At 75.2% G+C, this 23,102-nt stretch carries 23 protein-coding genes; 7 read left to right on the top strand and 16 right to left on the bottom strand.

Translation table 11 applies throughout. The features are described from left to right. Positions 1 to 117: 117 nt before the first annotated feature. Positions 118 to 735, bottom strand: coding sequence for a TetR/AcrR family transcriptional regulator (locus ACIBQ8_RS49265; protein WP_397179123.1), 618 nt, complete (start codon positions 733 to 735; stop codon positions 118 to 120). Positions 736 to 782: 47 nt separating this feature from the next. Between ACIBQ8_RS49265 and ACIBQ8_RS49260 the strand changes: the two genes are divergently transcribed. Then, positions 783 to 2,273 (top strand): FAD-dependent oxidoreductase, encoded by a 1,491-nt coding sequence (locus ACIBQ8_RS49260; RefSeq protein ID WP_397179122.1) that lies wholly within the window; start codon positions 783 to 785, stop codon positions 2,271 to 2,273. A 7-nt stretch (positions 2,274 to 2,280) separates the two neighbouring features. Here ACIBQ8_RS49260 and ACIBQ8_RS49255 read toward each other — a convergent pair whose 3' ends face one another. The 7 genes from ACIBQ8_RS49255 to ACIBQ8_RS49225 all read right to left on the bottom strand — a co-directional run bounded on the left by ACIBQ8_RS49255 (position 2,281) and on the right by ACIBQ8_RS49225 (position 9,481). After that, positions 2,281 to 3,024: an SDR family oxidoreductase gene (locus ACIBQ8_RS49255; RefSeq protein WP_397179121.1), complete on the bottom strand. Its 744-nt coding sequence runs from the start codon at positions 3,022 to 3,024 to the stop codon at positions 2,281 to 2,283. A 304-nt stretch (positions 3,025 to 3,328) separates the two neighbouring features. After that, positions 3,329 to 4,000: a response regulator gene (locus ACIBQ8_RS49250; RefSeq protein WP_397179120.1), complete on the bottom strand. Its 672-nt coding sequence runs from the start codon at positions 3,998 to 4,000 to the stop codon at positions 3,329 to 3,331. Continuing rightward, on the bottom strand, positions 3,997 to 5,298 hold the full coding sequence (locus ACIBQ8_RS49245; RefSeq protein ID WP_397195667.1) for a sensor histidine kinase: 1,302 nt from the start codon (positions 5,296 to 5,298) through the stop codon (positions 3,997 to 3,999). The genes ACIBQ8_RS49250 and ACIBQ8_RS49245 overlap by 4 nt, the downstream gene beginning before the upstream one ends. Continuing rightward, a complete protein-coding gene (locus ACIBQ8_RS49240) occupies positions 5,295 to 6,254 on the bottom strand; it encodes an alpha/beta hydrolase (protein ID WP_397195666.1) in 960 nt (319 codons plus the stop codon). Before ACIBQ8_RS49240 ends, ACIBQ8_RS49245 begins: the two co-directional genes overlap by 4 nt. Positions 6,255 to 6,369: 115 nt before the next feature. Then, positions 6,370 to 8,046, bottom strand: a complete 1,677-nt coding sequence (locus tag ACIBQ8_RS49235; protein WP_397195665.1) for an ABC-F family ATP-binding cassette domain-containing protein — start codon at positions 8,044 to 8,046, stop codon at positions 6,370 to 6,372. A gap of 201 nt (positions 8,047 to 8,247) precedes the next feature. After that, a complete protein-coding gene (locus tag ACIBQ8_RS49230) occupies positions 8,248 to 8,535 on the bottom strand; it encodes a hypothetical protein (RefSeq protein WP_397195664.1) in 288 nt (95 codons plus the stop codon). A gap of 28 nt (positions 8,536 to 8,563) precedes the next feature. Continuing rightward, positions 8,564 to 9,481, bottom strand: a complete 918-nt coding sequence (locus ACIBQ8_RS49225) for an NADP-dependent oxidoreductase (RefSeq protein WP_397195663.1) — start codon at positions 9,479 to 9,481, stop codon at positions 8,564 to 8,566. Between the two features lie 157 nt (positions 9,482 to 9,638). Between ACIBQ8_RS49225 and ACIBQ8_RS49220 the strand changes: the two genes are divergently transcribed. Then, positions 9,639 to 10,409, top strand: a complete 771-nt coding sequence (locus ACIBQ8_RS49220; protein ID WP_397179114.1) for a methyltransferase domain-containing protein — start codon at positions 9,639 to 9,641, stop codon at positions 10,407 to 10,409. Between the two features lie 22 nt (positions 10,410 to 10,431). Here ACIBQ8_RS49220 and ACIBQ8_RS49215 read toward each other — a convergent pair whose 3' ends face one another. Further along, positions 10,432 to 11,580, bottom strand: a complete 1,149-nt coding sequence (locus tag ACIBQ8_RS49215) for an FAD-dependent oxidoreductase (RefSeq protein WP_397195662.1) — start codon at positions 11,578 to 11,580, stop codon at positions 10,432 to 10,434. Between the two features lie 129 nt (positions 11,581 to 11,709). Between ACIBQ8_RS49215 and ACIBQ8_RS49210 the strand changes: the two genes are divergently transcribed. After that, the gene (locus tag ACIBQ8_RS49210) at positions 11,710 to 12,291 is read left to right on the top strand and encodes a TetR/AcrR family transcriptional regulator (RefSeq protein ID WP_397195661.1); all 582 of its coding nucleotides are present in this window, start codon (positions 11,710 to 11,712) and stop codon (positions 12,289 to 12,291) included. Positions 12,292 to 12,313: 22 nt separating this feature from the next. Here the strand turns inward: ACIBQ8_RS49210 and ACIBQ8_RS49205 are convergent, their stop codons facing one another. Next, entirely contained in the window at positions 12,314 to 12,703 is a 390-nt protein-coding gene (locus ACIBQ8_RS49205; RefSeq protein WP_397179111.1) for a PPOX class F420-dependent oxidoreductase, read from the bottom strand. Between the two features lie 66 nt (positions 12,704 to 12,769). Here ACIBQ8_RS49205 and ACIBQ8_RS49200 point away from each other — a divergent pair, with 66 nt between their 5' ends. Next, positions 12,770 to 13,585, top strand: a complete 816-nt coding sequence (locus ACIBQ8_RS49200; RefSeq protein WP_397179110.1) for a M20/M25/M40 family metallo-hydrolase — start codon at positions 12,770 to 12,772, stop codon at positions 13,583 to 13,585. A 72-nt stretch (positions 13,586 to 13,657) separates the two neighbouring features. On the opposite strand, the gene ACIBQ8_RS49195 is transcribed toward ACIBQ8_RS49200, so the two are convergent. Both ACIBQ8_RS49195 and ACIBQ8_RS49190 read right to left on the bottom strand, forming a co-directional pair. Next, on the bottom strand, positions 13,658 to 15,457 hold the full coding sequence (locus ACIBQ8_RS49195; RefSeq protein ID WP_397195660.1) for a CocE/NonD family hydrolase: 1,800 nt from the start codon (positions 15,455 to 15,457) through the stop codon (positions 13,658 to 13,660). 108 nt (positions 15,458 to 15,565) lie between these two features. Then, positions 15,566 to 16,849 carry a cytochrome P450 gene (locus tag ACIBQ8_RS49190; protein ID WP_397195659.1) on the bottom strand — a complete coding sequence of 428 codons (1,284 nt, stop codon included), beginning with the start codon at positions 16,847 to 16,849 and terminating at the stop codon, positions 15,566 to 15,568. A 136-nt stretch (positions 16,850 to 16,985) separates the two neighbouring features. Between ACIBQ8_RS49190 and ACIBQ8_RS49185 the strand changes: the two genes are divergently transcribed. Both ACIBQ8_RS49185 and ACIBQ8_RS49180 read left to right on the top strand, forming a co-directional pair. After that, entirely contained in the window at positions 16,986 to 17,882 is an 897-nt protein-coding gene (locus ACIBQ8_RS49185; protein ID WP_397195658.1) for a sigma-70 family RNA polymerase sigma factor, read from the top strand. 92 nt (positions 17,883 to 17,974) lie between these two features. Next, on the top strand, positions 17,975 to 18,871 hold the full coding sequence (locus tag ACIBQ8_RS49180) for a polysaccharide deacetylase family protein (RefSeq protein WP_397179106.1): 897 nt from the start codon (positions 17,975 to 17,977) through the stop codon (positions 18,869 to 18,871). A 36-nt stretch (positions 18,872 to 18,907) separates the two neighbouring features. Here the strand turns inward: ACIBQ8_RS49180 and ACIBQ8_RS49175 are convergent, their stop codons facing one another. Next, the gene (locus ACIBQ8_RS49175) at positions 18,908 to 20,239 is read right to left on the bottom strand and encodes an FtsX-like permease family protein (protein ID WP_397195657.1); all 1,332 of its coding nucleotides are present in this window, start codon (positions 20,237 to 20,239) and stop codon (positions 18,908 to 18,910) included. Continuing rightward, positions 20,236 to 21,015 carry an ABC transporter ATP-binding protein gene (locus tag ACIBQ8_RS49170; RefSeq protein WP_397195656.1) on the bottom strand — a complete coding sequence of 260 codons (780 nt, stop codon included), beginning with the start codon at positions 21,013 to 21,015 and terminating at the stop codon, positions 20,236 to 20,238. Before ACIBQ8_RS49170 ends, ACIBQ8_RS49175 begins: the two co-directional genes overlap by 4 nt. Positions 21,016 to 21,110: 95 nt before the next feature. Between ACIBQ8_RS49170 and ACIBQ8_RS49165 the strand changes: the two genes are divergently transcribed. Next, positions 21,111 to 21,980 (top strand): TetR/AcrR family transcriptional regulator, encoded by an 870-nt coding sequence (locus ACIBQ8_RS49165; RefSeq protein ID WP_397195655.1) that lies wholly within the window; start codon positions 21,111 to 21,113, stop codon positions 21,978 to 21,980. Here ACIBQ8_RS49165 and ACIBQ8_RS49160 read toward each other — a convergent pair. Together ACIBQ8_RS49160 and ACIBQ8_RS49155 are read right to left on the bottom strand one after the other, a co-directional pair. Beyond that, a complete protein-coding gene (locus tag ACIBQ8_RS49160; protein ID WP_397179102.1) occupies positions 21,953 to 22,480 on the bottom strand; it encodes a GNAT family N-acetyltransferase in 528 nt (175 codons plus the stop codon). The two genes, ACIBQ8_RS49165 and ACIBQ8_RS49160, sit on opposite strands and share 28 nt — an antisense overlap. Before the next feature lie 25 nt (positions 22,481 to 22,505). Beyond that, positions 22,506 to 23,102, bottom strand: coding sequence for a TetR/AcrR family transcriptional regulator (locus tag ACIBQ8_RS49155; RefSeq protein WP_397195654.1), 597 nt, complete (start codon positions 23,100 to 23,102; stop codon positions 22,506 to 22,508).

Below are 23,102 nucleotides of genomic sequence, written 5' to 3'. Positions count from 1 at the left end.
GGCGTCGCCCGGCCGCATCCGGCCGGCTACGAGGGTACGGCCTCACGTTAACGCGGGTCGCGGGGCGGGCGCTTCTCCGATCCTGACCGGTGGGCCCGCCCTGCCGCGCGGACGGGTTCAGGGACGGGCCAGCCCCCGCGCCAGCACGTCGAACGCCAGATCGACGGCCGCGACGTGGTCGGCGAGCACGTCGGCGGCGCGTTCCCCGGCCAGCTGCCGGGCCGCGGTGGCCAGGAAGGCCGAGCGGAAGGCGCCGACGATCAGCGCCGCGGTCAACCGGCCGGGCAGCTCCTCGCCGGACTCCTCGATCAGGGCGGCGAGCACGGCCTCCAGCTCGTCGGCGATCTCCCTGGCGCGCGCCCGCAGCGCCGCGGAGCCGGCCACCACCCGGAAGAAGTGCACGAACCGGTCGTCGACCCCGCCGAGCGGGTGGCCCTCGCGCGCGTGCCGGACGAGCATGTCCCGCAGCGCGGACAGCACCGGCTCGCCCGCCCGGCGGCCCCTGACGGTGCCGGTGACCAGCTCGACCAGCTCGGGGACGCGGTCGAAGAAGATGTCCTCCTTGCGCGGGAAGTAGTTGAACACCGTCACCTTGGAGACGTCCGCCGCCTCGGCGATCTCGCCGATGGTCACCTCGTCGAAGCCGCGTTCGTAGAACAACATCGAGCCGTGGTCGGAGATGCGCCTGCGGGTCTCGGCCTTCTTGCGTTCGCGGAGCGATGGAGTCTCATTCACGAAAAAAGTGTATCGCACTTAAAATTTAGTCGGGTATAGTTTTCGCCATGGACTACGACGTGATCATTTCTGGTGGCGGCCCCGTCGGCCTGATGCTCGCCTGCGAGCTGCGGCTGCACGACGTGCGCGTGGCGGTGCTGGAGCGGCTGACCGACATCGACCAGACGGTCAAGGCCGGCTCGATCAACACGCCCACCGCCGAGGCCCTCTACCGGCGCGGGCTGCTCCCGGTGCTGGAGGAGGCCCAGGCCGAGACCATGAAGGCCATCCAGGCGTTCATGGCCCAGCGGGGCGGCGCGGCGGCGGCCGGGCAGCCCAAGGTGTCGGCCTTCGCCGGGCACTTCGCCGGGCTGTGGCTGCTGACCGACCTGGTGGACCAGAGCGACCCCGACTTCGCCGACCGCGGGCCGGCCGCCCGCCTCAGCGGCATCCGGCAGCAGGACATCGAGCGGGTGCTCGGCGAGCGGGCCGCCGAGCTCGGCGCGGACGTGCTGCGCGGCGTGGAGCTGACCGGCTTCGAGCACTCCGCCGACGGGGTCGTCGTGCGGGCGGGCGGGCGGGAGTTCCGCTGCGGGTGGCTGGTGGGCTGCGACGGCGGCCGCAGCACCGTGCGCCGCCTGGCCGGCTTCGACTTCCCCGGCACTCCCCCGCAGATCACCGGCCATCAGGCCGTCGTGACGATGGAGGGCGCCGAGGAGCTCGGCACCGGCTGGACGCACACCGACACCGGCACCTACGCCAACGGCCCGACCCCCGGCCGCATCCTCACCGTGGAGTTCGACGGCCCGCCCGAGGACCGCACCACGCCGGTCACCGCCGAGGAGCTGCAGGCCAGCCTGCGGGCCGTCTCCGGCGTGGACGTCACCGTCACCGGCGTCAGGACGGCCACCCGCTTCACCGACAACGCCCGCCAGGCCACCACCTACCGGCTCGGCCGGGTCCTGCTGGCCGGGGACGCGGCGCACGTCCACTCGCCCTTCGGCGGCCAGGGGCTCAACCTGGGCATCGGCGACGCCGTCAACCTGGGCTGGAAGCTGGCCGCCGTCGTCCGGGGGCGCTCGCCCGAGGCGCTGCTGGACAGCTACACCGCCGAGCGCCACCCCATCGGCGCGTGGGTGCTCGACTGGACCCGCGCCCAGGTGCAGCTCATGCGGCCCGAGGCCCACTCCCGGGCGCTGCGGGCCGTCGTGTCCGACCTGATCGGCACCACCGCGGGCACCACGTACTTCGTCAAGCGGCTCTCCGGCGTCTGGCACCGCTACGAGCTGCCCGGCGACCACCCGCTGGTCGGCCGGAGCGTCCCCGACCTGGAGCTGGCCGACGGCACCCGGGTCGGCGACCACCTGCACGAGGGGCGCGGGCTGCTGCTGGACCTCGGGGCCGGTCTGGCGGCCGACCCGCGGGTGCCGGTGCTGGCCGCCAAGCCGGTGGACGCCCGCGACTTCGGCGGCCTGCTGGTCCGGCCGGACGGCGTCGTCGCCTGGGCGGGCGACGCGCCGGACGCCGCGCTGGAGGAGGCCCTGGCCGCCTGGTTCTGACGGCGTCCTACTCGCCGGCCGCCCAGTCCCGGTACGTGGTCCGGCCCAGCGCGGCGCCGTCGTCGGGCACCAGCGAGCGCTCGGTCAGCTCGCTGCCGAAGTAGCGGGCGTGCTCGTCGGTGACCACCTCGCGCGGGTCGCCGAGGCCGGCCAGCGCGTCGCGGAAGAACTCGTCCATCCGGAACTGCTCGGGGCCGGCGACCTCGGTCCGGCCGTTCAGGGGCGCCCCGAGCGCGACCCGGGCGAGCGCCGCCGCGACGTCGTCACCCGCCACGGGCCGGAACAGCACCGGCGCGATGCGCACCGCGCCGCCGGCGGCCGACTCGTCGGCGATGCCCCGCACGAACTCGAAGAACTGCGTCGCGTGCACCAGCGAGTACGGCAGGCCCGACTTCTCGATCAGCCGCTCCTGGGCGATCTTCGCGGCGAAGTAGCCGTTGTCGGGCATGCGCTCGGTGCCCACGACCGACAGCGCGACGTGGTGGCCGACGCCCGCCGCCGCCCCGGCGGCCAGCAGGTTGCGGGTGGAGGTCTCGAAGAACTCCAGCACCGCGCTCGGCTCGAACGACGGCGAGTTGGAGACGTCCACCACGACCCGCGCCCCCTCCAGGGCCTCGGCCAGCCCCTCCCCCGTGAGGGTGTCGACGCCGGTCCTCGGGGACGCGGCGACCGCCTCGTGCCCCTGCCCGGCCAGCCTGCGCACGAGCTTCGACCCGATCAGGCCGGTCCCGCCGATCACGACAACCTTCATGACGACCTCCCTCATCGCCCGGGGCACCTCGTGTGCCGTCCGGTCGCCGGCTGATGTCATGTCCAGCCGGCGGCCCCGCGGCACCCGTCGTGACGCCTCCATTACCCGGCGATGTCCTGTCATGTCCGTACGGCGGGGGGCGGCCGGGAGGGCGGCCCTCAGGAGTTCGTCCGGCGGGTGCACAAGGTGGCCGAGGCGTTCGCCGCGTCGCCGGCCGCGCTCGGCTCCGCCGACGTCGACGTGGCCTTCGACGAGCGCGAGGCCCGAGCCGCGCGAGATCGTCCGGCTGGTCGCCGCCTGAAGGTCAGTAGCCCGAGGGCCGGACCAGGCCCGTCTCGTAGGCGAAGACCGCCGCCTGGGTGCGGTCGCGCAGCCCGAGCTTGACCAGGATCCGGCTCACGTGGGTCTTGACCGTCTGCTCGGCGATCACCAGGCGCTCGGCGATCTCGGCGTTCGACAGGCCCTGCGCGATCAGCGCCAGCACCTCGGTCTCGCGCTCGGTCAGGTCGCCCACGCGCTCCTTCAGCGGCGCCCGCGGCGCGCGGCTCACCCGGGCGAACTCGGCGATCAGGCGCTTGGTGACGTTCGGGGCCAGCAGCGCGTCGCCGGTCGCCACCACCCGCACCGCGTGGGCCAGCTCGGCCGCCGAGGCGTCCTTGAGCAGGAAGCCGGACGCCCCGGCGCGCAGCGCCTCGTAGACGTAGTCGTCGAGGTCGAACGTGGTCAGGACGAGCACCTTCGCCGACGCGTCCGGACGGGCGGCGATCCGGCGGGTGGCCTCGATGCCGCCGAGCTCGGGCATGCGCACGTCCATGAGGACGACGTCGGGGTCCAGCTCGGCGACCTTGGCGACGGCGTCGAGCCCGTTGACCGCCTGGCCCACGACCTCGATGCCGGGCTCGGCGTCGAGCAGCACGGTGAAGCCCTGCCGGACCATGACCTGGTCGTCGGCGATGAGCACGCGGATGCTCGTCATGAGGTGGCCTGGACGCCTTTCTGCGAGTCGACCGGCAGGAACACGCTGACCTCGTAGCCGCCGTCCGGCGTGGGCCCGGCGACGAGGTCGCCGCCCAGCATGGCGGCGCGCTCGCGCATGCCGGGCAGCCCGTGCCCGGCGCCGGGGACGGGCGGCGCCGGCCTGGCGGGCGGCTCGTTGACGACCCGGATCGCCAGGGCGCCGGGCCGGTACGTCAGCCGGACCGCCACCGCCGCGCCGGGGGCGTGCCGCATGGCGTTGCTGAGCGCCTCCTGCACGATCCGGTACGCCGACAGCTCCACGCCCGGCGACAGCGGGCGCGCCTGCCCGGCGATCTCGGCGGTGAGCGTGACGCCCGCGCCGCGCACGTTGGCCAGCAGCTCCTCCAGCCGGTCGAGCGTGGGCTGCGGCGCGTCGGCCGGCTGGTCGTGGGCGCGCAGCACGCCCAGGACCCGGCGCAGCTCGGTCAGCGCCCCGACGGCGTTCTCCCGGATGCCGGCCAGGTTCTCCCTCAGCTCCTGCGGCGGGTCGTCCACCAGGTGCGGCGCGACCTGGGCCTGGATGGAGATCACCGACATGTGGTGGGCGACGACGTCGTGCAGCTCGCGGGCGATCCTGCTGCGCTCCTCCAGCAGCGTGCGGCGGGCCCGTTCCTCGGCCGTCAGCTCCTCCTGGGCCTCCAGCCGGGTACGGGTCGTCCTGAGCTGGCGAACCCCGGCCCCGACGGCGACCGCGACCGCGTCGACCGGCAGGGCGATCACTGCCGCCCCGTTGGCCTCCGGCATGAGCACCACGACGGCCGCCACGGTCAGCGTGGTGATCGCCAGCGCCTTGACGGCGACGCCGGGGCGTACCCGCAGCGCCAGCAGGAACAGCACCCCGGCCTGAAGGGCGACGCCCGAGCCCGTCCATGGGAAGGCGGTCGGGTCGGTGTGCGGGAAGGGCAGCCGCGCGTACGTCTCGGGGTGCACGGTCCAGGGGAAGCTCAGGTGCTCCGAGACGTACACCATGCCCGACCGCGCCCCGGCGACGATGAGGGCGATCGTCGCCCACCAGGCGGCCAGCGGGCGCCACATCGCCAGCACCATGGCCGCCGCCATGGCCATGGCCAGCAGCGGGACGGTCGGGTCGATGCCCTCTCCGCCCGGGTACAGGCCCATGGCCAGCGCGTACAGGGCGACGGCGACGTGCGGGAGCCGGGACAGGGCGCGCGGGCCGCCCATGCGGGGCAGGGGGTCGGGGGCCATGGTCCCCAGGTCCGCGCCCAGCGTGGCGAGGGCCTTGCGCAGCCTGCTCATCCGCCCTCGCCCACGTTCGTTCTGTCCTGGCTTGCACCCTTGGTCCAGCTTACGGGTGAGCCGGTCACGATCCGCGCGAGGTTCGCCAGCGCCGTAGATCCGGCCGCCAGGTAGTCGCTGTGGCCGCCGCCGCCCGCGTCGAACACCCGCGCCCCGAACCCGGGCGCGACCGGGTCCCCGCCCAGGCCCAGGGTGCCGGACGGCAGCTCGACGGACACGTGCGGCAGCCGGCCGACCCAGTCCCCGGCCGTGCGCCCGGCCCACACCGGCGTCCGGGTGCGCAGCGCCGCGGCGTCGGCCACGCCCGCCCCTGGGCTGCCGAACAGGACGAGGGCGGCCACGTCCAGCCCCGGCGCGGCCCGGCCGCACACCGCCGAGCCGTAGGAGTGGCACAACAGCGAGACGCGCGCGCCGGGCCGCAGGGCGCGCAGCTCGTCCAGGAAGGCGCGCAGGGCGGGGGCGGCCCGGTCGGCGCGGCCGAGGGTCAGCGCCTGGAGGCTCACGCTGCTCGGGGTGGCGTACCCGAGCCAGGCGATCACGGCCGACCGGTCGCCCAGCGCGTTCCGCAGGCGCATCGAGCCGCCGCGCAGCAGGCCGTACTTGTCGAGGGCGATGCCCGCGCCCGGGACCAGCACGGCGATCCGGGCGGCGGTGGCCAGGTCGCCGAACACCTCGACGGCCCGGCCGGCGTCGCGGCCGTCGAAGGACAGGAACCGGCGGGCGGGATCGGCCATCTCGCGCAGCGCGGCGGCCCGCCGCCGGTGGCCGTGCCGGACGGCGTCGCGCCCGGCCGCCAGGATCGCCGCGCGCCCGGCGGCGTACCGCCCGGCTAGCCCGGACGGCGGCGCGACCCCGGGGACGGGCGCCGGCACCTCCCCCGACACGCACGCCGCCGGGCCCGCCACCGAGGCGGCGACGAGCGTGGCGAGCAGGAGGCGGCTGCCGCGGTTGCCCATGGGAACCCTTCCGACGGGGGGACGGTTCCCCCGACGCTACGGACCGCCCCCGCCCGCGCGCCTCCCGCTGCGGAGCTCACTTCCCGCGTAGCTCCCAGGTACTACGGGACGTACGTCAGCCCTTCCCCGGCAGGTGCAGACGGCGGCCCCGCCAGCGGGCGCGCAGCCAGCGGTCGTGACTGGCCACCACGACCGCGCCGGGGCCGTCCGCGGCCATGGCGGCCTCCAGCTCGTCGGCCAGGCCCGGCGACAGGTGGTTGGTGGGCTCGTCGAGCAGCAGCACGTCGGGCGGGTCGGCGATCAGCAGCGCCAGCGCGAGCCGGCGGCGCTGGCCGGCGGACAGCTCCCCCACCCGCAGGTTCGCGTCGCGGGCGCGGATCAGGCCGAGCGAGCGCAGCGGCACGGCCTCGGCGCGCTCCGGCCCGAGGGCCTGCTCGTAGGTCTCCCGCACCGTGCGGCCGGGGTGCTCGAACGTCGTGTCCTGGGGCAGCAGGCCGACGGTCAGCCCCGGCCGCCGCCGTACCGGCCCGGCCGGTTCCAGGTCGCCGGACAGGACCGCGAGAAGGGTGGACTTGCCCGCGCCGTTCGGGCCGGTGACCAGCAGCCGGTCCCCCTCCCGCAGGTCGAGCCGGTCGAGCGCGAGCCGTCCCGCCACCCGGAGATCCCGCGCCGACAGCAACGGCCCGCTACCCGGGCCGGCCGCGTCGCCGTGGTGTTCCTCCGGACCTGCGGGGGCAGGGAGGGTGGCGGTGAGGCGGGGGCGCAGGCGCAGCGGGGGCGGCGGGGCGGGGACCTGGTCGCGTTCCAGCTCGGCGAGCCGGCGCGCGGCCTCGCGCACCCGCCGGGAGATCTGCTGCTGCACCCGCCCGGCCCGGTGCCCGTAGCCCATCTTCTCGTTGTCGCGGCGCAACCCGTCCTGCGCCACCCGCCGCGCGGTCACCGCGACGGCGCGGCGCAGCTCGTCCAGTTCCTCCTGCTCGGCCGCGTGCCGGCGCTCCCAGCGTGCGCGCTCGGCGCGTTTGCCGGTCAGGTACGCGCTGTAGCCGCCGCCGTACCGGACGGGGCCGTCCACGGCGGGGTCGAGGTCGAGCAGGTCCGTGCAGACCGCGTCGAGGAAGGCCCGGTCGTGGCTGGCCACGACGACCACGCCGGTCATGCCGCGCAGTTCCTCCTCCACGAAGACGGCGGCGTCGTCGTCGAGGTGGTTGGTGGGCTCGTCGAGCAGGAGCGCGGCGGGCCGCCTGATCAGCAGCGCCGCCAGGGCGAGCCGGCCGCGCTGCCCGCCGGACAACGACCCGAGCGCCCGCGTCCCCGGCACGCCGCCCAGGCCCAGCCGGTCGAGGACGATCTCCGCCCGCCGGTCGGCGTCCCAGGACTCGCGCTGCTGCGCCTGGTCGAGCCGGGCCCCGTACGCTTCGAGCAGCGCGGCGTCGTCCGGCGACCCGGCCAGCTCGCGGGTGAGCCGGTCGAGCTCGGCCAGGTCCGTGCGCGCCTCGCGCAGGGCGTCGTCGAGCACGTCGGCGAGCGTGTCCCCGGCCGCGAACGGCAGCTCCTGGTGCAGGAAGCCCAGGTCGGCGGGCCGGACGACGGTGCCGGAGTCGGGCTCGTCCACGCCGGCCAGCAGGCGCAGCAGCGTGGACTTACCCGCGCCGTTCTCGCCGATGAGCCCGATCCGGCGGCCGGGGGCGGCGGTGAGCGAGAGGCCGTCGAGCACGCGCCGCGTGCCCAGCGTCCGGACGAGATCGTGGGCCAGCAGCGCGTCGCCGGCCGGCGGGCAGGGGTTGGAGAGCATGTGAACCTCGGAGGAGGACGCGGGCGCGCCGAAGCCGCCCGGTGAAGGGGACAGGGTTTCGGGGAACGACGAGAAGGCCCACGTCGGCGGCGCTCACGCGCGCCCGCCGGGGCCGATCACCCTCCGGTCTCACCCGGAGATGTCGTCGTCACCTGCCATGTCGGTCTCCTGGCCGTAGATCACAAACGTTCCCACCGTAGCCTATGCGCCGCGCCCCGCGGACGGGCCCAGGACGGCCCGGACGCCCGGGGTCCCCGCCGCGCGGAAGGCGGCGTCGAGCTCGGCGGGCGAGGCGGCGGTGGCGCCGTCCAGCCAGGCCCGCATCAGCCCCATGAACGCCCCCACCACGCACACCACCAGCAGGTCGAGCCCGTCCTGCGCCCGCCCGGCCGCCGCCACCAGGTCGGCGACCACCTGCTCGGCACGCTGATCCCGGCCGCGGGGTTCCGGGTGGAGGCCGAGGGCGACCTGCCGCCCGCGCCGTTCCACGTCCGCGCGACCCGGCCGCGGGACGCCGCTACGGCCTGAGCACGATCTTGCCGTGGGCGTGCCGCCGTTCCAGCTCGCCGAACGCGTCCCGGACCTGCTCCAGCGGGTAGACGCGGGCGATCGGCACCTCCAGCTCCCCCCGCGCGGCGAGCCGGGCCAGCTCCCCGACGACGACCGCGCAGGCGGCCGCCCCTTCCCCGTACGTCCGCGCGCCGACCCTGGCCGCGCCCGCCCAGTCGCAGATCGTGTCGATCCGCTCGGGCCGCACGCCGAGCTCGACCGCCAGATCGACGTAGCCGTCCCCGTAGGTGTCGATGAACGCGTGCACCTGCCCGCCGGTGGCCGACCGGATCCGCTCGGCCACGCCCTCCCCGTACGCGACCGGCACGACGCCGTGCCCCCGCAGCCAGGCGTGGTTGGCCTGGCTCGCCAGCCCGATCACCGTCGCGCCCCGCCGCCGCGCGAGCTGGACGGCGACGGACCCGACGCCGCCCGCCGCCCCGGACACCACCACCGTCTCCCCCGGCCCAGGATCGACCGCGAACACGGTGGCGTACGCCGTCGTGCCGGCCACGTACAGCGACCCGGCCACCTCCCAGGGCAGCCCCGCGGGCCGCAGGGTCAGCGCCACGTCGTCGGCCACGACGTACTCGGCGTGGCTCGCCCGGCGATGGGTGAAGCCGAGCACCTCGTCGCCCACCGCGAACCCGCGCACCTCCGGACCGGCCGCCACCACCACGCCGGCCAGATCGCTGCCCTGCCCGGACGGGAACGTCGCCGGCCACCGCCCGTGCCGCGCCCCCTGGCGGATCATCGTCTCGCCGGGCTGGATCCCGGCCGCCCGCACCTCGACCAGCACCTGACCGGGGCCCGGCGCCGGACGCTCGACCTCCTCCACCCGCAGGACGTCGATCCCGCCGTACTCGTGGAACCGCACAGCCTTCATCGCGTGATCATCCTCCTCGTCCGGACCGGCCCTTCGCGCGGCCGCAGCCCACCCTGCCCTCCGCGCGCCGGCGGCGGAACGGACCGCTCTTCCCAGGACCGCCGATCCCAGGCAGCGGCTTGACTTCAAGCGCACTTGAAGCCGCAGGATCGCGCCCATGACCAAGAACCAGACGACAGGCCGTACCGGCGAGGAGACCGACGCGCTCATCGCCCTGCTCGACCTCGCGGACCACCTGCCGGGGGCGGCCGAGCTGCGGGCGCGTTCCTACGAGCTGCTCGGCCTCGCGCCGCGGGCGGCGGTGGCCGACGTCGGCTGCGGATCCGGCCGCGCGGCGGCGGAGATGGCCGGGCTGGGCGCGCGGGCGATCGGCGTCGACCCCGACGAGCGGATGATCGGCGTGGCGGCCGGGCGGTGGCCCGCCGCCGAGTTCCGGGTGGCGGAGGCGTACGCGCTGCCGTTCGCCGACGGCGAGCTGCGCGGCTACCGGGCCGAGAAGGTGTACCACGTCCTGGACGACCCGGCACGCGCCGTGGCCGAGGCGCGGCGGGTGCTCGCGCCCGGCGGGCGGATCGTGCTGCTCGGGCAGGACTGGGACACCTTCGTCATCGACTCCGGCGACGCCGCGCTCACCCGCCGGATCGTGCACGCCCGCGCCGACCTCGTCAGGTCGCCCCGCGTCGTCCGCCGCGCCCGCAACCTGCTGCTGGACGCCGGCTTCACCGACGTCACCGTCGAGGTGCACACCAGCGTCGTCACCGACGCGACGATGGTGCCCGTCCTGGCCGACCTGGCGGGGAAGGCGCGGGCGGCCGGGGTGATCGACGCGGCGGAGGCCGAGGGCTGGCTCGCCGAGCAGCGGGAGCGGGGGCGGGCCGGGCGGCTGTTCCTCGCCCTGCCGCTGTTCGTGACCGCGGCCACGCGTTAGGCGTCCGGGTGGCAGGGCCGGGTCAGCGGCGGGGCGGGGCGGGGGCGGCGAGCTCGCCGCTCTCGTGCGGTTCGAGCAGGGCCTCGGCGCCGTGCTCAAGGGCGCGGGCGACATCCGCCGAGCGCGGGAGCATCGTGCTCTCGTACGCGGCCACGGCCTCGGCCACCGTGGCGCAGCCGGCCAGCGCGAGGGCGAGCTCGCAGGCGTCGAGCATGGCCAGGTTGGCGCCGGCGCCGAGCGGCGGCATGAGGTGGGCCGCGTCGCCGAGCAGGGTCACGCTGGACGAGCGCGGCCACGCGTGCGGCACGGGCAGCGCGAACAGCGGGCGATCGACGTACGGCCCGTCGTTGCCGGTGATCATCCGGAGCAGGTCCGGCGACCAGCCGGCGAACGCGTCGAGCAGCCGGGCGCGGATCCCGGCGGTGTCGCCGGCGCTCAGGCCGCTCGCGGTGATCCAGCCGGCGGGCAGGCGCTGGATGACGTAGACGCGGATGTGGTCGCCGCCGTTGCGCTGGGCGAACAGGGCGCGGTCGCCGTCGGCCGCGGTGGCGGCGCCCTGGCCGACGAGCGCGGCCAGGCCGGGGTGGGCGTTCTCGACGTCGTGGAACCACGCCTCCAGGAAGGTGACCCCGGTGTAGCGCGGCGCCGCGGCCGAGACCGCCGGCCGTACCCGGGAGAACGCGCCGTCGGCCCCGATGACCAGGTCGGCCTCGACGGACGTGCCGTCGCGGAAGCGCACCCGGCGCGGGCCGCCGGGCGGGCCGGTGACCTGCTCGACGGCCGAGCCCCACCGCACGGTCCCGGGCTCCAGCGAGCCGAGCAGCAGGTCGCGCAGCACCCCGCGGTCGATCTCGGGCTTGAAGAGCTCGCCCTCGGCCGGGACGTGGTGGTCGAGGAGCCGTCCGGACGGGTCGAGCAGCCGCATCTCCTGCCCTTCCGGACGGGCCAGCCGGAGGAAGTCGTCGAGCAGGCCGGCCTCGCGCAGGGCGACCTGCCCGCCGTCGGCGTGCAGGTCGAGGGTGCCGCCCTGGTCGCGGGCGCGCGGGTGGGCGTCGCGGTCGTGGACGGTCACCGGGATGCCGTGCCGTTGCAGGACGCGGGCGCAGGTGAGCCCGCCGGGACCGGCTCCGACGACGTGGATGCGCGCGGTGGCGGGTGCGGGTGAGCGCATGGCTGGACCTCTCGTTCGTGATCAGGGGTGGGTACGGCGAGCGCCGCCGTTCCAGAGAAGCAGAACGAGTGCAAAAGTGCAACCGGTCAACTAATTCACTCATGCCACCTTTTTGGTAGGGTGGACGGCATGGACACGCCACCCGTCATCGGCCGCCGCGAACGCAAGAAGGCCGCCACCCGCCGAGCCATCGCCGACGCCGCCCTGCGCCTGTTCCTGGAGCACGGCTACGACCGGGTGAGCGTCAGGGACGTCGCCGAGGCGGCCGACGTGTCCACCACCACGCTGTTCAAGCACTTCCCGAGCAAGGAGGCGCTGGTCTTCGACGAGGAGGCCGACCGGGAGGCGGAGCTGGTCGCGGCGGTGCGCGGGCGCCGGGAGGGGCAGAGCGTCGTCGAGGCGCTGCGCGGGCACGTGCTGGCGTCCTGGCCGCCGGTCGCCGCCCATCCGCTGCGGGCCGGGTTCACCGAGCTGGTGGAGTCCACGCCGGCGCTGCTGGAGTACTACGAACGCATGTGGACCCGGCACGCCGCCGCCCTCGGCGCGGCCATCGCCGAGGACGCGGGCGTGGCCCCCGACGACGTCGCCTGCCAGGCGCTCGCCCGGTTCGTCCTGCAGACGCCGGCGATCACGCGCGGGCGGCAGGACCTTCGCGGGGCCGTCGAGCAGGTCTTCGACCTCCTCGCGCACGGCTGGCGCCCGCCGCGCTAGCGACCGGCGCCGGCCCGCGTCCTCAGACGGTCCGCGACGATCGCCCGCCGTCGATCCCCCACGACACGATCCTGACGGGGGTGATCACGATGACCTCCCGCGAGAAGTACGGCACCGGCGGCTCGTGGTCGGCCAGGGCCGCCGCCGTGCCCCGGATCTCGATGCCGCGCACCACCCACGGATCGACCGAGGCCAGGTCGTCCACGACGAGGGCGACGGTGCTGCCCCGCTGGACGTTCCGGAACTTCCTGGAGGCGCCCATCGCGTGCCCGCCGATGGTGATCGTGCCCGTGGCGGCGTCCACGAAGAAGCCGACGGGGTTGTTCTGCACGTCCCCGGAGGGGGACACGGTGGCCAGCCGGCCGAGGCGCTGTCCGGCCAGGTAGTCGAGCTCTGTCTGCGTGAAGATCATGCGGGGAAGTATGCAGCCTTGACACCGGCGTCACCCCAAATCACCGGATGATCAGCCGCGGTCGCCGTGCCCGGCGGCGCGGATCACCTGTGCGGGCACGACGTGCACACCGCGATCGGCGTGGGCGTCGCGCGGGCCCTGGCCCGCGAGCGGCCCCGGGGCCGGACGGTCTTCTTCTTCCAGCCCGCCGAGGAGACCTGCGAGGGCGCCCGCGCCATGATCGCCGACGGGGCCATGGACCCGGTCCCGCCGCGCGAGGTGTACGCCCTGCACTGCGCGCCCCTGCCCACCGGCAGGTTCGCGGTGGCCCCGGGGTTCGGGCACCCCGGCCAGGACGTCTTCCGCATCGAGGGCCTGTCGCCGGAGGAGGCCAGGCGGTTCGAGGCGCTGGTGGAGGGCCTGTCCACGGTGACGCCGCCGGCCACCCCGGAGGAGATGGCCCGGCTGGAGGCCGACCTGCAACTCCCCGGCGGCCCCCTGACGTCCTTCGTGTACGCCCAGGTCCACCGCGAGCCGGACGCCGTGCAGGGGTGGGTCCGGGCCTGGCCGGACAGCCGGTACGCCGGCATCCGCTCGTCGCTGCGCGCCGAGGCCGGGTCGCGCCTGCGGTTCCTCGCCCATCACCCGTCGTCGGTCAACTCGCCGGAGCACGCGCGGGCCGGCGCGCGGCACCTGGACGCCCTGCTGCTGCACGCGTCCTATCCGTTCAACGGGGAGGATTTCGGGCTGTTCCTGGAGCGGGCGCCGGGCGCGATGTTCTTCTTCGGCGTGGGCGAGCGGGGCGTGCCGCACGACCCGGACTTCGTGCCCGACGAGCGCGCGATCGCCCTCGGCGCCGAGGCGATGGCCGGGTTCCTGCGCGCCCGCGGCGAGGCGCCCTGACGTTCCCGGCCCGTCTCCCGGCCCGTCTCCGGGTGCTCCGGATCGGTTGTGGGGACGGGCCGGGTCGGGCGGTCAGCGGCGGGAGAGCCGCAGCGGGAAGGTGCCGGGGCCGACGCCGCCGAGGGTGGTGGTGTAGGCCGCGAGGTACCGGTCCAGGTACGGCGACCGGTCGCCCTGGGTGGGCACGTCGTGCCGGGTGGACAGCAGGTCCAGGCTCAGCCGCGCGCCGGAGACCTTGATCGTGTTGCCCGACGGCACGTCCAGCCAGCCGTTGGACTCGATGGTGCCGATCTGCACGCCCAGCCGGTGGCCCGGCTCGAAGGTCCAGTCAGCCGACTTCAGGTCGAACGCGATCGGGCCGCGGCGCTCCAGCAACGCCACGTTCTCGTCGAACATGGTCGCCCTGCCGTCGGGGGCGACGTCCCACAGGCGGACCATGACGTTGCCGTTCGTGCTCGCGTCGAGCCTGATCCGCGGCGTGCCGGTGAACCTGAGCCGCTCGGCGGCGGGCGTGGACCAGGTCCAGAAGCTGCCCGGGGCGGCCGCGCTCTGCCTGGCCGAGCTCTTCTCGGCGGTGGAGAGCGGTTCGAGCGGCGGCGCGTGCTCCATGTCCCAGCGGCCGGAGGGGGCGGTGGTGGCCGTCGCCGCGGCGCCGCCGCCGTCGTCCAGGTACGCCCCGCTCGACAGCCGGGCCTCGTACGACGTGGTGACCACCGGCCAGGCCGGCTGGGCGCGCCACCCGCCGAGGCTGTCCTCGATCGCGTACGCCGGGTCGCTCACCGAGGGCCGCACGCCGCGCAGGTACTGGTCGTAGAAGCGCATCACCTCGTCGAACCAGCCGGCCCGCCCCTGCAGCAGCCGGCCCTGGGCGTCGGTGTCGTTGCCGCGCACGTGCTCCCACTGGCCGAGCCAGCCGCGTTCGCGCCCGCGGTGGTTGTCCAGGTAGACCTCCATGTCCTCGGGCTTGGTGTTGGGCTCGATGAAGCCCTGGGTGACCAGCAGCGGCGTGCCGGTGCCGGCCGCCCGGTCGGCCAGGTTGCGCGCCCGCCAGTACGCCGAGCGCAGGTCGGGATTGTTGTTGTTGGTGATGTTGTCGGACAGGCAGGCGGGGTGGGTGGCCTCGTACTGGGCGTTCGCCTTGTACCGGTCGCTGTCGCCGGCCATCGGCGCCATCGTCGCGATCGAGTTGTACGCCTCCGGCGTGCCCGTGACGTTGGGCCGCGGCACCTTGTTGCTGAACAGGTAGTTGTACATGTTCCAGACCGGTTCCTGGGCGACGACCGCCTTCAGGCTCGGCAGCCTGAGGTTGTTGCCGACCAGGCCGGTGACCGCGTCGTACGACTTGCCGTACATGCCGACCTTGCCGGTCGACCAGGGCTGGGCCGCCGACCACTCGACGGCGGCCCGCACGTCGGCCTGCTCGCCCGGCCCGACCCAGTCGAGGCAGCCGGTGCTGCCGCCGAAGCCGCGCAGGTCGACCATCACGAAGGTGTAGCCGCGGCCCATCAGCCCGGCGCCGTCGACGAAGTCGCGGAAGCGCGCCGACGGCCCGACCTGGTCCCATCCCTCCGGGCCGGTCTGCCCGGCGTGGGCGAAGTAGGGGCCGACCGAGACGATCACCGGCGTCCGCGCGCCGGCCGGCAGGTGCGCCGGGCGCAGCACGTCGGCGTGCAGCTCGACGCCGCTGCCGTCGGAGGAGGGGAAGTACGCCTCCGTCCACGCGGCGCCCGCGGGGACCCGGGGGTTCTCCTCGTGCGTCACCCCCGGGGCCGTGGTCCTGGCCGAGGCGGGCGGGCCGCCCGCGGCGAGGGTGGTGATCGTGACCAGGACGCCGGCCGCCACAGCGGCCGTCGCCTTCCCGCGGATGTTCATCGACTCTCCCCGTGCATGCCGGTGGCGTCCGAACGAGCGTGCATCACTCATATGCCAGCGGGCACGCCGAGGCAAGCCCCGCCACACCCGTCCGGCGAGGACGGCGGCTCAGCCGGGACGGCGGGTCAGCCGCATCCGGATGTCGTGCTCGGCCCACAGCACGAACCGTTCGACGGGCGTCACCGGATGGTCCTCGACCGGCTCGAAGGCGAACCTCCTGAGCAGCACGGCGAGCACCAGCTCGGCCTCCACCATGGCCAGGCTCGCGCCCTCGCAGCCGCGCGGCCCGAGGCCGAAGGGCAGGTAGGCGTAGCGGTGGCGGGCGGCCTGCTCCTCGGGGGTGAAGCGGGCGGGCCGGAAGGCGTGCGGGTCCGGCCAGTGGCGGGGGTCGAGGTGCACGGCCCAGAAGGGATAGAAGATCGTGGTGCCCGCCGGGACGTGGTGGCCGTCCAGGGTGAGGTCCTCGGTGGTCTCGCGGGCGCCGTACGGACCGGGCGGGTAGAGCCGCATCGACTCCTTGAGCGCCATCTCCAGGTACGGCAGGCGCCGCAGGTCGGCGTAGCCGGGGGCGGCGCGCCCGCCCAGCACGTCGTCCAGCTCGGCGGCCACGCGCGCGGCCGGACCGGGGTGGCGGGCGAGCAGGTGCAGGGTCCAGGAGACGGCCACGCCGGTGGTGTGGTGGGCGGCGAGCATGATCATGAGCACGGTGTCCCTGATCCGGGCGGGCGACATGTCCGCCCGTGCCAGGGCGGTGACCAGCTCGCTGCCGCCGCGGGCCAGCACGCCGTCCACGACCTCGCGCAGGTGGGCCAGCGCCCGGTCGGCGCGCGCGAGGTCGTCGTCGCGCTCGTACAGGCGGCCGAGGTGGACGGTCAGCACGGTCTCGAACGCGCTCACCACCCGCGCCGGGTCGGCCAGGCCGCCGCCCAGGGCGTACTGGGCGATCATGCGCAGGGACAGCTCGCTCAGGTCCTGCTGGAGCGCCACCGGGCCGTCGGCGGCGCGGCGCTCCCAGCGGTCGGCCAGCTCGGTGGCCAGGGTGACGAAGCCGGCGAAGTGCGCCTCGTGCGAGCGGCGGCCGGCGAGCACCGACAGCAGCACCCGGCGGAAGGGGCCGTGCTCGGCGGCGGGCAGCGTCTGCAGGTTGCCGGCCTCGCAGAGGGGGGCCAGGAACTCGAAGAGCTTGCCGGGGCGTTCGTCGATCGCGGCCGTGGCCTCCAGCAGCACGGGGTCGGCCACCGAGATCGCGGCCGGCGCGCCGGGGAGCTGGAAGCGCACCAGCGGGCCGTACCGCTCGTGCAGCCGTAGCTGGTAGGTGTGCAGGCCGCCGGCGGCCGCGATGGCGCTCAGCCCGCCGTCCGCCGCGGGAGGAGGGCCGGGGATGTCACGCATCCGGCCACCGTCTCGCGGACGCGCGCGCCCGGCAAGGGTCCGGGCCGTGATCACCTTTGTCCGGGGCCGCGGTCACCTTTGTCCGGTCCGGTGCGTCAGCAGAATGAGCATGTCACCCTTGAGAGGAAATATCGCCATGACTGCCCATGACCTGCTGGCCGACCGGTTCGAGGGGCATCGTCCCCGGCTGAAGGCGGTCGCCTACCGCATGCTCGGCTCGCTGACCGAGGCCGAGGACGCGGTCCAGGAGGCGTGGCTGCGGCTGGCGCGCTCGGACTCGGGCGACATCGCCAACCTGGGCGCCTGGCTGACCACCGTGGTGAGCCGGGTCTGCCTGGACCTCCTGCGCGCCCGCAAGGCCCTGCGGGAGGAGCCGCTGGAGGCGCGGCTGCCGGACCCGGTGGTCGGACGCGCCGAGGCCGCCGACCCGGCCGCGGGCCCCGAGCAGGAGGCGCTGATGGCCGACTCGGTGGGCCTGGCGCTGCTGGTCGTGCTGGAGTCGCTGTCGCCGGCCGAGCGGCTGGCGTTCGTGCTGCACGACCTGTTCGGCCTGCCGTTCGAGCAGATCGCGCCCATCGTGGAGCGCACGCCGGCGACGGCCAAGAAGCTGGCCAGCCGGGCGCGTCAGCGGGTGCGCGGCGCGGCCCCGGCCCCCGATCCCGACCTCGCCGGTCAGCGCCGGGTGGTGGAGGCGTTCCTGGCCGCGGCCCGCGAGGGCGACTTCGACGCGCTGCTGGCCGTCCTCGATCCGGACGTGGTGCTGCGCGCCGACGGCGGCCTGCTCACCGGCGGCATGAGGGTCGTCCGCGGCGCCGCGGAGGTGGCCGGGCAGGCCGCCGCCTTCCGCCGTTCGATCGGGGTGGTCGCCCGCCCGGCGCTCGTCAACGGCCTGGCGGGGCTGGTCAACACCGTCGAAGGCAGGCTGTACTCGGTCATGAGCTTCACCGTCAGCGACGGCCGGATCGCCGCGATCGACATCCTGGCCGACCCCGACCGGCTGGCCGCGCTCGACCTCACGTCCTTCGGGCTCTGATCGCCGGACGGTGATTGACGAAGGTCGGCGCGGTGCTGCACGATCGGTCGCGCGGGGTCGTCCACCGGCCGCCACCTACGAAGGGTTCGCTGATGACGCTCGCCTCCCGGCTCGGCCACGCCCCCGACGACCGGCTGCTCATCGTCAACGCCGACGACTACGGCATGAGCCGGTCGGCCAACCTCGGCGTCACCTCCCTCCTGCGGGCGGGGGCGATCAGCTCGGCCACGGTGATGACGCCCTGCCCGTGGGCGCCGCAGGCCGCCGCGCAGGCCGCGGGCTTCGACGTCGGGGTGCACCTGACGCTGACCAGCGAGTGGGAGGGCTACCGCTGGGGGCCGGTCACCCGCGACCGGCCCGTCCCCACGCTGGTGGACGAGGCCGGCTACTTCTTCCGCGACTGCGCCTCCTTCGAGCGGTCCGCCGACCCCGGCGAGGTCCGCGTCGAGATCGTCAACCAGATCCGCAAGGCCGTCGCGCTCGGCCTGGACCCCTCGCACGCCGACAACCACATGGGCAGCCTGTACGGCCTGGCCACCGGCCGCCACTTCCTGGACGTCGTCCTGCCGGTGTGCGCCGAGTTCGGCCTGCCCTTCCGCCTGCCCCGCTCGCTGGCCGGCACCGGCGCGCCGGAGGAGCTGGAGCCCGTGGCCCGGGCCCTGGCCGCGATGGCCGACGAGGCCGGGGTGGTCATCCTCGACCACCTGTGGTCGCTGCCCTTCCACCAGGCCGAGGGCGAGGACTACGACTCGCTCAAGAAGGACATGATCGGGCTGCTGCGCTCGCTGCGGCCGGGCGTGACGGAGATCTACATCCATCCCTTCGAGGACACCGACGAGCTGCGCGCCATCATGCCGGGTGCGGCCAAGCGCGGCTGGGAGCTCGCCCTGTTCACCGACCCCGACGTCCGCGAGGTCCTGGACGGCGAGGACGTCAAGCTGATCGGCTGGCTGGACCTGCGGGCCGTCCAGCGCGGGCAGCGCCCCTGACCCCGGCCGCCGGTCGCACGCCGTCCCGCACGCGGGTCAGGGGGCGGACAGCGCGTCCACCGGACGGACGCGCAGCGCTCCCGCGGCCGTCGGGATCGAGGCCGCCAGGACGAGCAGCAGCGCCCCGCCCGCGACGGCCGCGTACGTCCACCACGGCCCGGACGGCAGCGGCGAGCCGGTCTTGACCAGGCTGTAGGGGACGGTGGTCGCCGCGGCGGCGACCGTGCCGAGCACGACGGCCACGACCGCCGTCACCGTGCCCTCGGCCACGACCGTGGCCATGACCTGCCCGCGCGTGGCGGCCGACAGCCGCAGCAGCCCGAACTCCCGGCCGCGCCGCCGGGTGGCCGCGATCAGCGTGTTGACCACGACGATCGCGGTGAACGTGATGATCATGGCGACGACCAGGTAGTTGACCGGGGCGAGGCGGCCGCTGACGTCGGCCGCGGTCCGGTGGAGGCTGTCCTCGGTGCTCTGCATGTAGAGCGTCCCGGCGGCGATGCCGACCAGGAGGATCAGCGGCCCGGCCACGCCGCCGGCGTGCCGGGCGCGGGCGTGCAGGTTGCGGGCGGCCAGCCGCCCGGCCGCGCCGAGCCGGGCCCGGGAGAGCCATCCCACCGGCGCGACGAACAGCGGGCTGAGCAGGGCCAGGCCGACCGCGACGGCGACCCCGGCCGGGCCGGCGGTGCTGGACAGGAGCGGGCCGTCGTCCATGAACAGGGTCGTCACGGACAGGCTCAGCCCCACCGCCAGCAGCGCGCCGCCGCCGATCACGCGCCCCCGCCCGAGAGCGCCGCCGACCGTGCCGCCGGGTGCGGCGGCCAGCGCTCGCACCGGCGGGACGGACGCGGCGCGCCTGCTGGAGATCAGCGCGGCGGCCAGGGCCGCGGCCAGGGACGTGCCCGCGCCGATCGCGGCGCTCGCCCATCCGGCCACCAGCCCGGTGCCGCCCTCCACGAGCCCGCCGTCCACCAGCCTGCCGAGCACGACCGCGCCGAGCCCGGCGCCCGGCAGCAGCCCGGCGAGGATCGCGGGGACGGCCACCGCGACCGTCTCCAGCACGACGTCCTGCCGGATCTGGCGCGGGGTGGCCGCGATGGACCGCAGCAGGGCCAGCTCCCGCTCGCGATGGCCGATGGTGAGCGAGACGGTGGACACGACGCCGAAGGCCACGATCGCCACGGTCCAGCCGCCCAGGATGGCCGGCAGCATGACCAGGAACCCGGGGTCGCGGCCCGTGGCCAGGCCGGTCTCCAGCAGGCTCGCGAACGCCGTGAGCAGCGCGGTCCCGGCGGCCATGACGGCGGCCGAGGCCAGGTGGGACGCCCGGTGGGCGCGGATCGTGCCGAGGGCCAGCCGCCACCTCATCGCACGCCCCCCGCGTGGACGGGCGCTGACAGGCGGGCCATCCGGGCCGCGACCGTGGCGGCGTCGGGGCGCGGCAGGTGGTCGGCGATCCGCCCGTCGGCGAAGAACACCACGGCGTCGGCGTAGGAGGCGGCCACCGGGTCGTGGGTGACCATCACGATCGTCTGCCCGTCCTGGGCGGACGCCTGGCGCAGGAGGCTCAGCACCTCGCGGGCCGCCTGCGTGTCGAGGGCGCCGGTGGGCTCGTCGGCGAACAGGACGGCCGGGCGGCCGAAGATCGCGCGGGCGATCGCCACCCGCTGCTGCTGGCCGCCGGACAGCTCGCCGGGCCGGTGTCCCGTCCGCTCCCCCAGGCCCAGCCGGGTGAGCAGGGCGCGGACCCGGCGCCCGTCGGCGCGGCGGCCGGCGAACTCCATGGGCAGGGTCACGTTCTGCGCCACGGTCAGGGTGGGCACCAGGTTGAAGGACTGGAAGACGAACCCCATCCGCTCGCGGCGCAACCGGGTCAGCGCCGCCTCGCCCAGGCCGTCCAGGCGGTGGCCGTCCAGGACGACCGAGCCGGAGTCGGGGCGGTCCAGGCCCGCGGCGCAGTGCAGCAGGGTGCTCTTGCCCGAGCCGGAGGGGCCCATCACGGCGGTGAAGGCGCCGGCGGGGATCGCCAGGGACACGTCGTCGAGCGCCGTCACGGCCGTCGGGCCCTGGCCGTGGCGTTTCGTCACATGGTGCAGTTCAAGAGCTATTTTCGTCACAGAAGTGTCGTACGATGCACGAGTCATAAATACACCGTACTGCAATTTCCGATTAGTGCGACGTAAAAGGCATGGAGTATAATTTCGTCACACAAATTGCTTGTGACGAAAAAGGGGGCGGCGTGGCGGCGTGCGAGGTGTGCGGGCGGGAGCTGCGGGCGGCCGAGCGGGGGCGGCCCCGGCGCTACTGCTCGCGCGCCTGCCGCACCAGGGCCTACCGGGCGCGGCTCGCCGAGCCGCCGCCCGCCGACGACCCCGCGGTGCCGGCGGGATCGATGCCCGCAGGGCGGGCGGCCGAGGCGGCGCTCGACCAGGACCGGGTCGTGCGGGCCGCGATCGCGCTCGCCGACCGGGAGGGCGTCGCCGCCGTGTCGATGCGGCGGATCGCGACCGTCCTCGGCGTGGGCGTCATGTCCCTCTACCGGTACGTCCCGAGCCGCGAGGAGCTCAACGACCTCATGGTCGACGCCGTCTTCGCCGCCCGCCCGCTGCCCGAGCCGGGGCCCGACGGCTGGCGGGCCAGGCTGGAGCTCTCGGCCCGGCAGGAGTGGGAGCTCTACCGGCGGCACCCCTGGGTGTCGCACCTGGTGGCGGTGACCACCCGGCCGCCGGTCGCGCCCGCGCTGATGGCCTACACCGACTGGCGCATGCGCGCCCTCGACGGCCACGGGCTCGACTTCGCCACGCTCGTCCAGGTCGCCATCATGATCGGTACGTACGTGCAGAGCGCCGCCGTGCCGCTCGCCCACGAGGCGCAGGCCGCCCGTACCAGCCGCCACAGCCGCCGGGAGTGGGCGCGGGCGCGCAAGGAGGCGTTCGCGCGCAGCATCGGGGCGGCGCGGCTGCCGATGGTGTCGGAGTTCGGGGACGAGGCGTTCGAGGCGTCGGAGCCGGAGAACATCTTCGAATTCGGCATCCACCGCCTGCTCGACGGCATCGAGCTGCTGCTGCGCGAGGACCGCGGCTATCCGGGCCCGGTGGGCACCAGGTAGCGGCGTTTGCGTTCGGTGAGGTCGAGCAGCCGCCCGCCGTTGGCCTCGATGACCTTGCGTGAGGCCGTGTTGGCCAGGTCGCACATGACCAGCGCGCGCTCGATGCCCAATCGCCGGGCGATCGGCAGCGCCGCGGCCAGCATCGCCGTCGCGTGGCCCCGGCGGCGGGCGCCTGGGCGCACGTCGTAGCCGATGTGGCCGCCGAGCCGCGCCAGCTCCGGGGTGAGCCGGTGGCGGACGGCCAGCCGGCCGAGGAACCGGTCGCCGTCGGCCCACCACAGCGTGGTCATCGGCACGAACCCCTCGCGCACGCCCGCCTGGGCGCGCTCGCCCAGCACCCGCCGGACGTAGGCCGCGAAGGCCACCGGATCGGTCAGCGCCGCGGGATCGACGTCCTGGACGAACCACGGGACCGGGAAGTCGCGGTCGGCCCGGAACTCGGCCACCGCCTCCAGGAACGATGCCCGCAACCCGGGCGTGGGATCGACGAGGGCCGGCATGCCGACCATCATGCCCGACGGCCGGTCAGAACGGGCGGGGCGTTCTCGCGGTGGCGCGGTCGAAGAGGTCGGCGAGCTCGTCGGCGCAGTGGTCGGGGTCGAGGCCGCCGGCGAGCCGGTCGGCCACCGCGTCGATGGCGGCGCGCAGGGACGTGGCCATCAGGACGCTGTCGAACGGCCGGAACGCGCCGCTGCGCTGCCCGCCGTCGAACAGGGCCACCAGCCGGGCGATGGCGGCGTCCCGCTCGCCGCCCCCCACGGGCGCGCGGTTGAACGCGATCTGCTGGACCGCGCGCACGTGGGCCGGATGGGCGGCGATGAAGGCGACGTTCGCCCTGATGAACGCCTCCAGCTGGGCACGGGCTCCGGACGCGGCCTCGATGGCCGGCCGCATGAAGGCGGCCGCGTCGGAGACGACCTGCCGGACGACGGCCTCGAAGAGCTGCTCCTTGGTGGAGAAGTGGTAGGAGATCAGCCTCTTGCTGCTGAGCCCGGCATGGTGGCAGATGGCCTCGAACGTGGTCTCCGGGTAACCCCGCTCGGCGAGCACGGCGATCGCGGCCGAGGCGATCTGGGCCTTGCGTGCCTCGGTGGCCGCCTGTCGGGTTCCGGAGCTCTCCAT

The organism is Nonomuraea sp. NPDC049646 (assembly GCF_044465525.1).
In the GTDB taxonomy this organism is placed as follows: domain Bacteria; phylum Actinomycetota; class Actinomycetes; order Streptosporangiales; family Streptosporangiaceae; genus Nonomuraea.
This window is presented reverse-complemented; position numbering and strand designations above follow the sequence as displayed.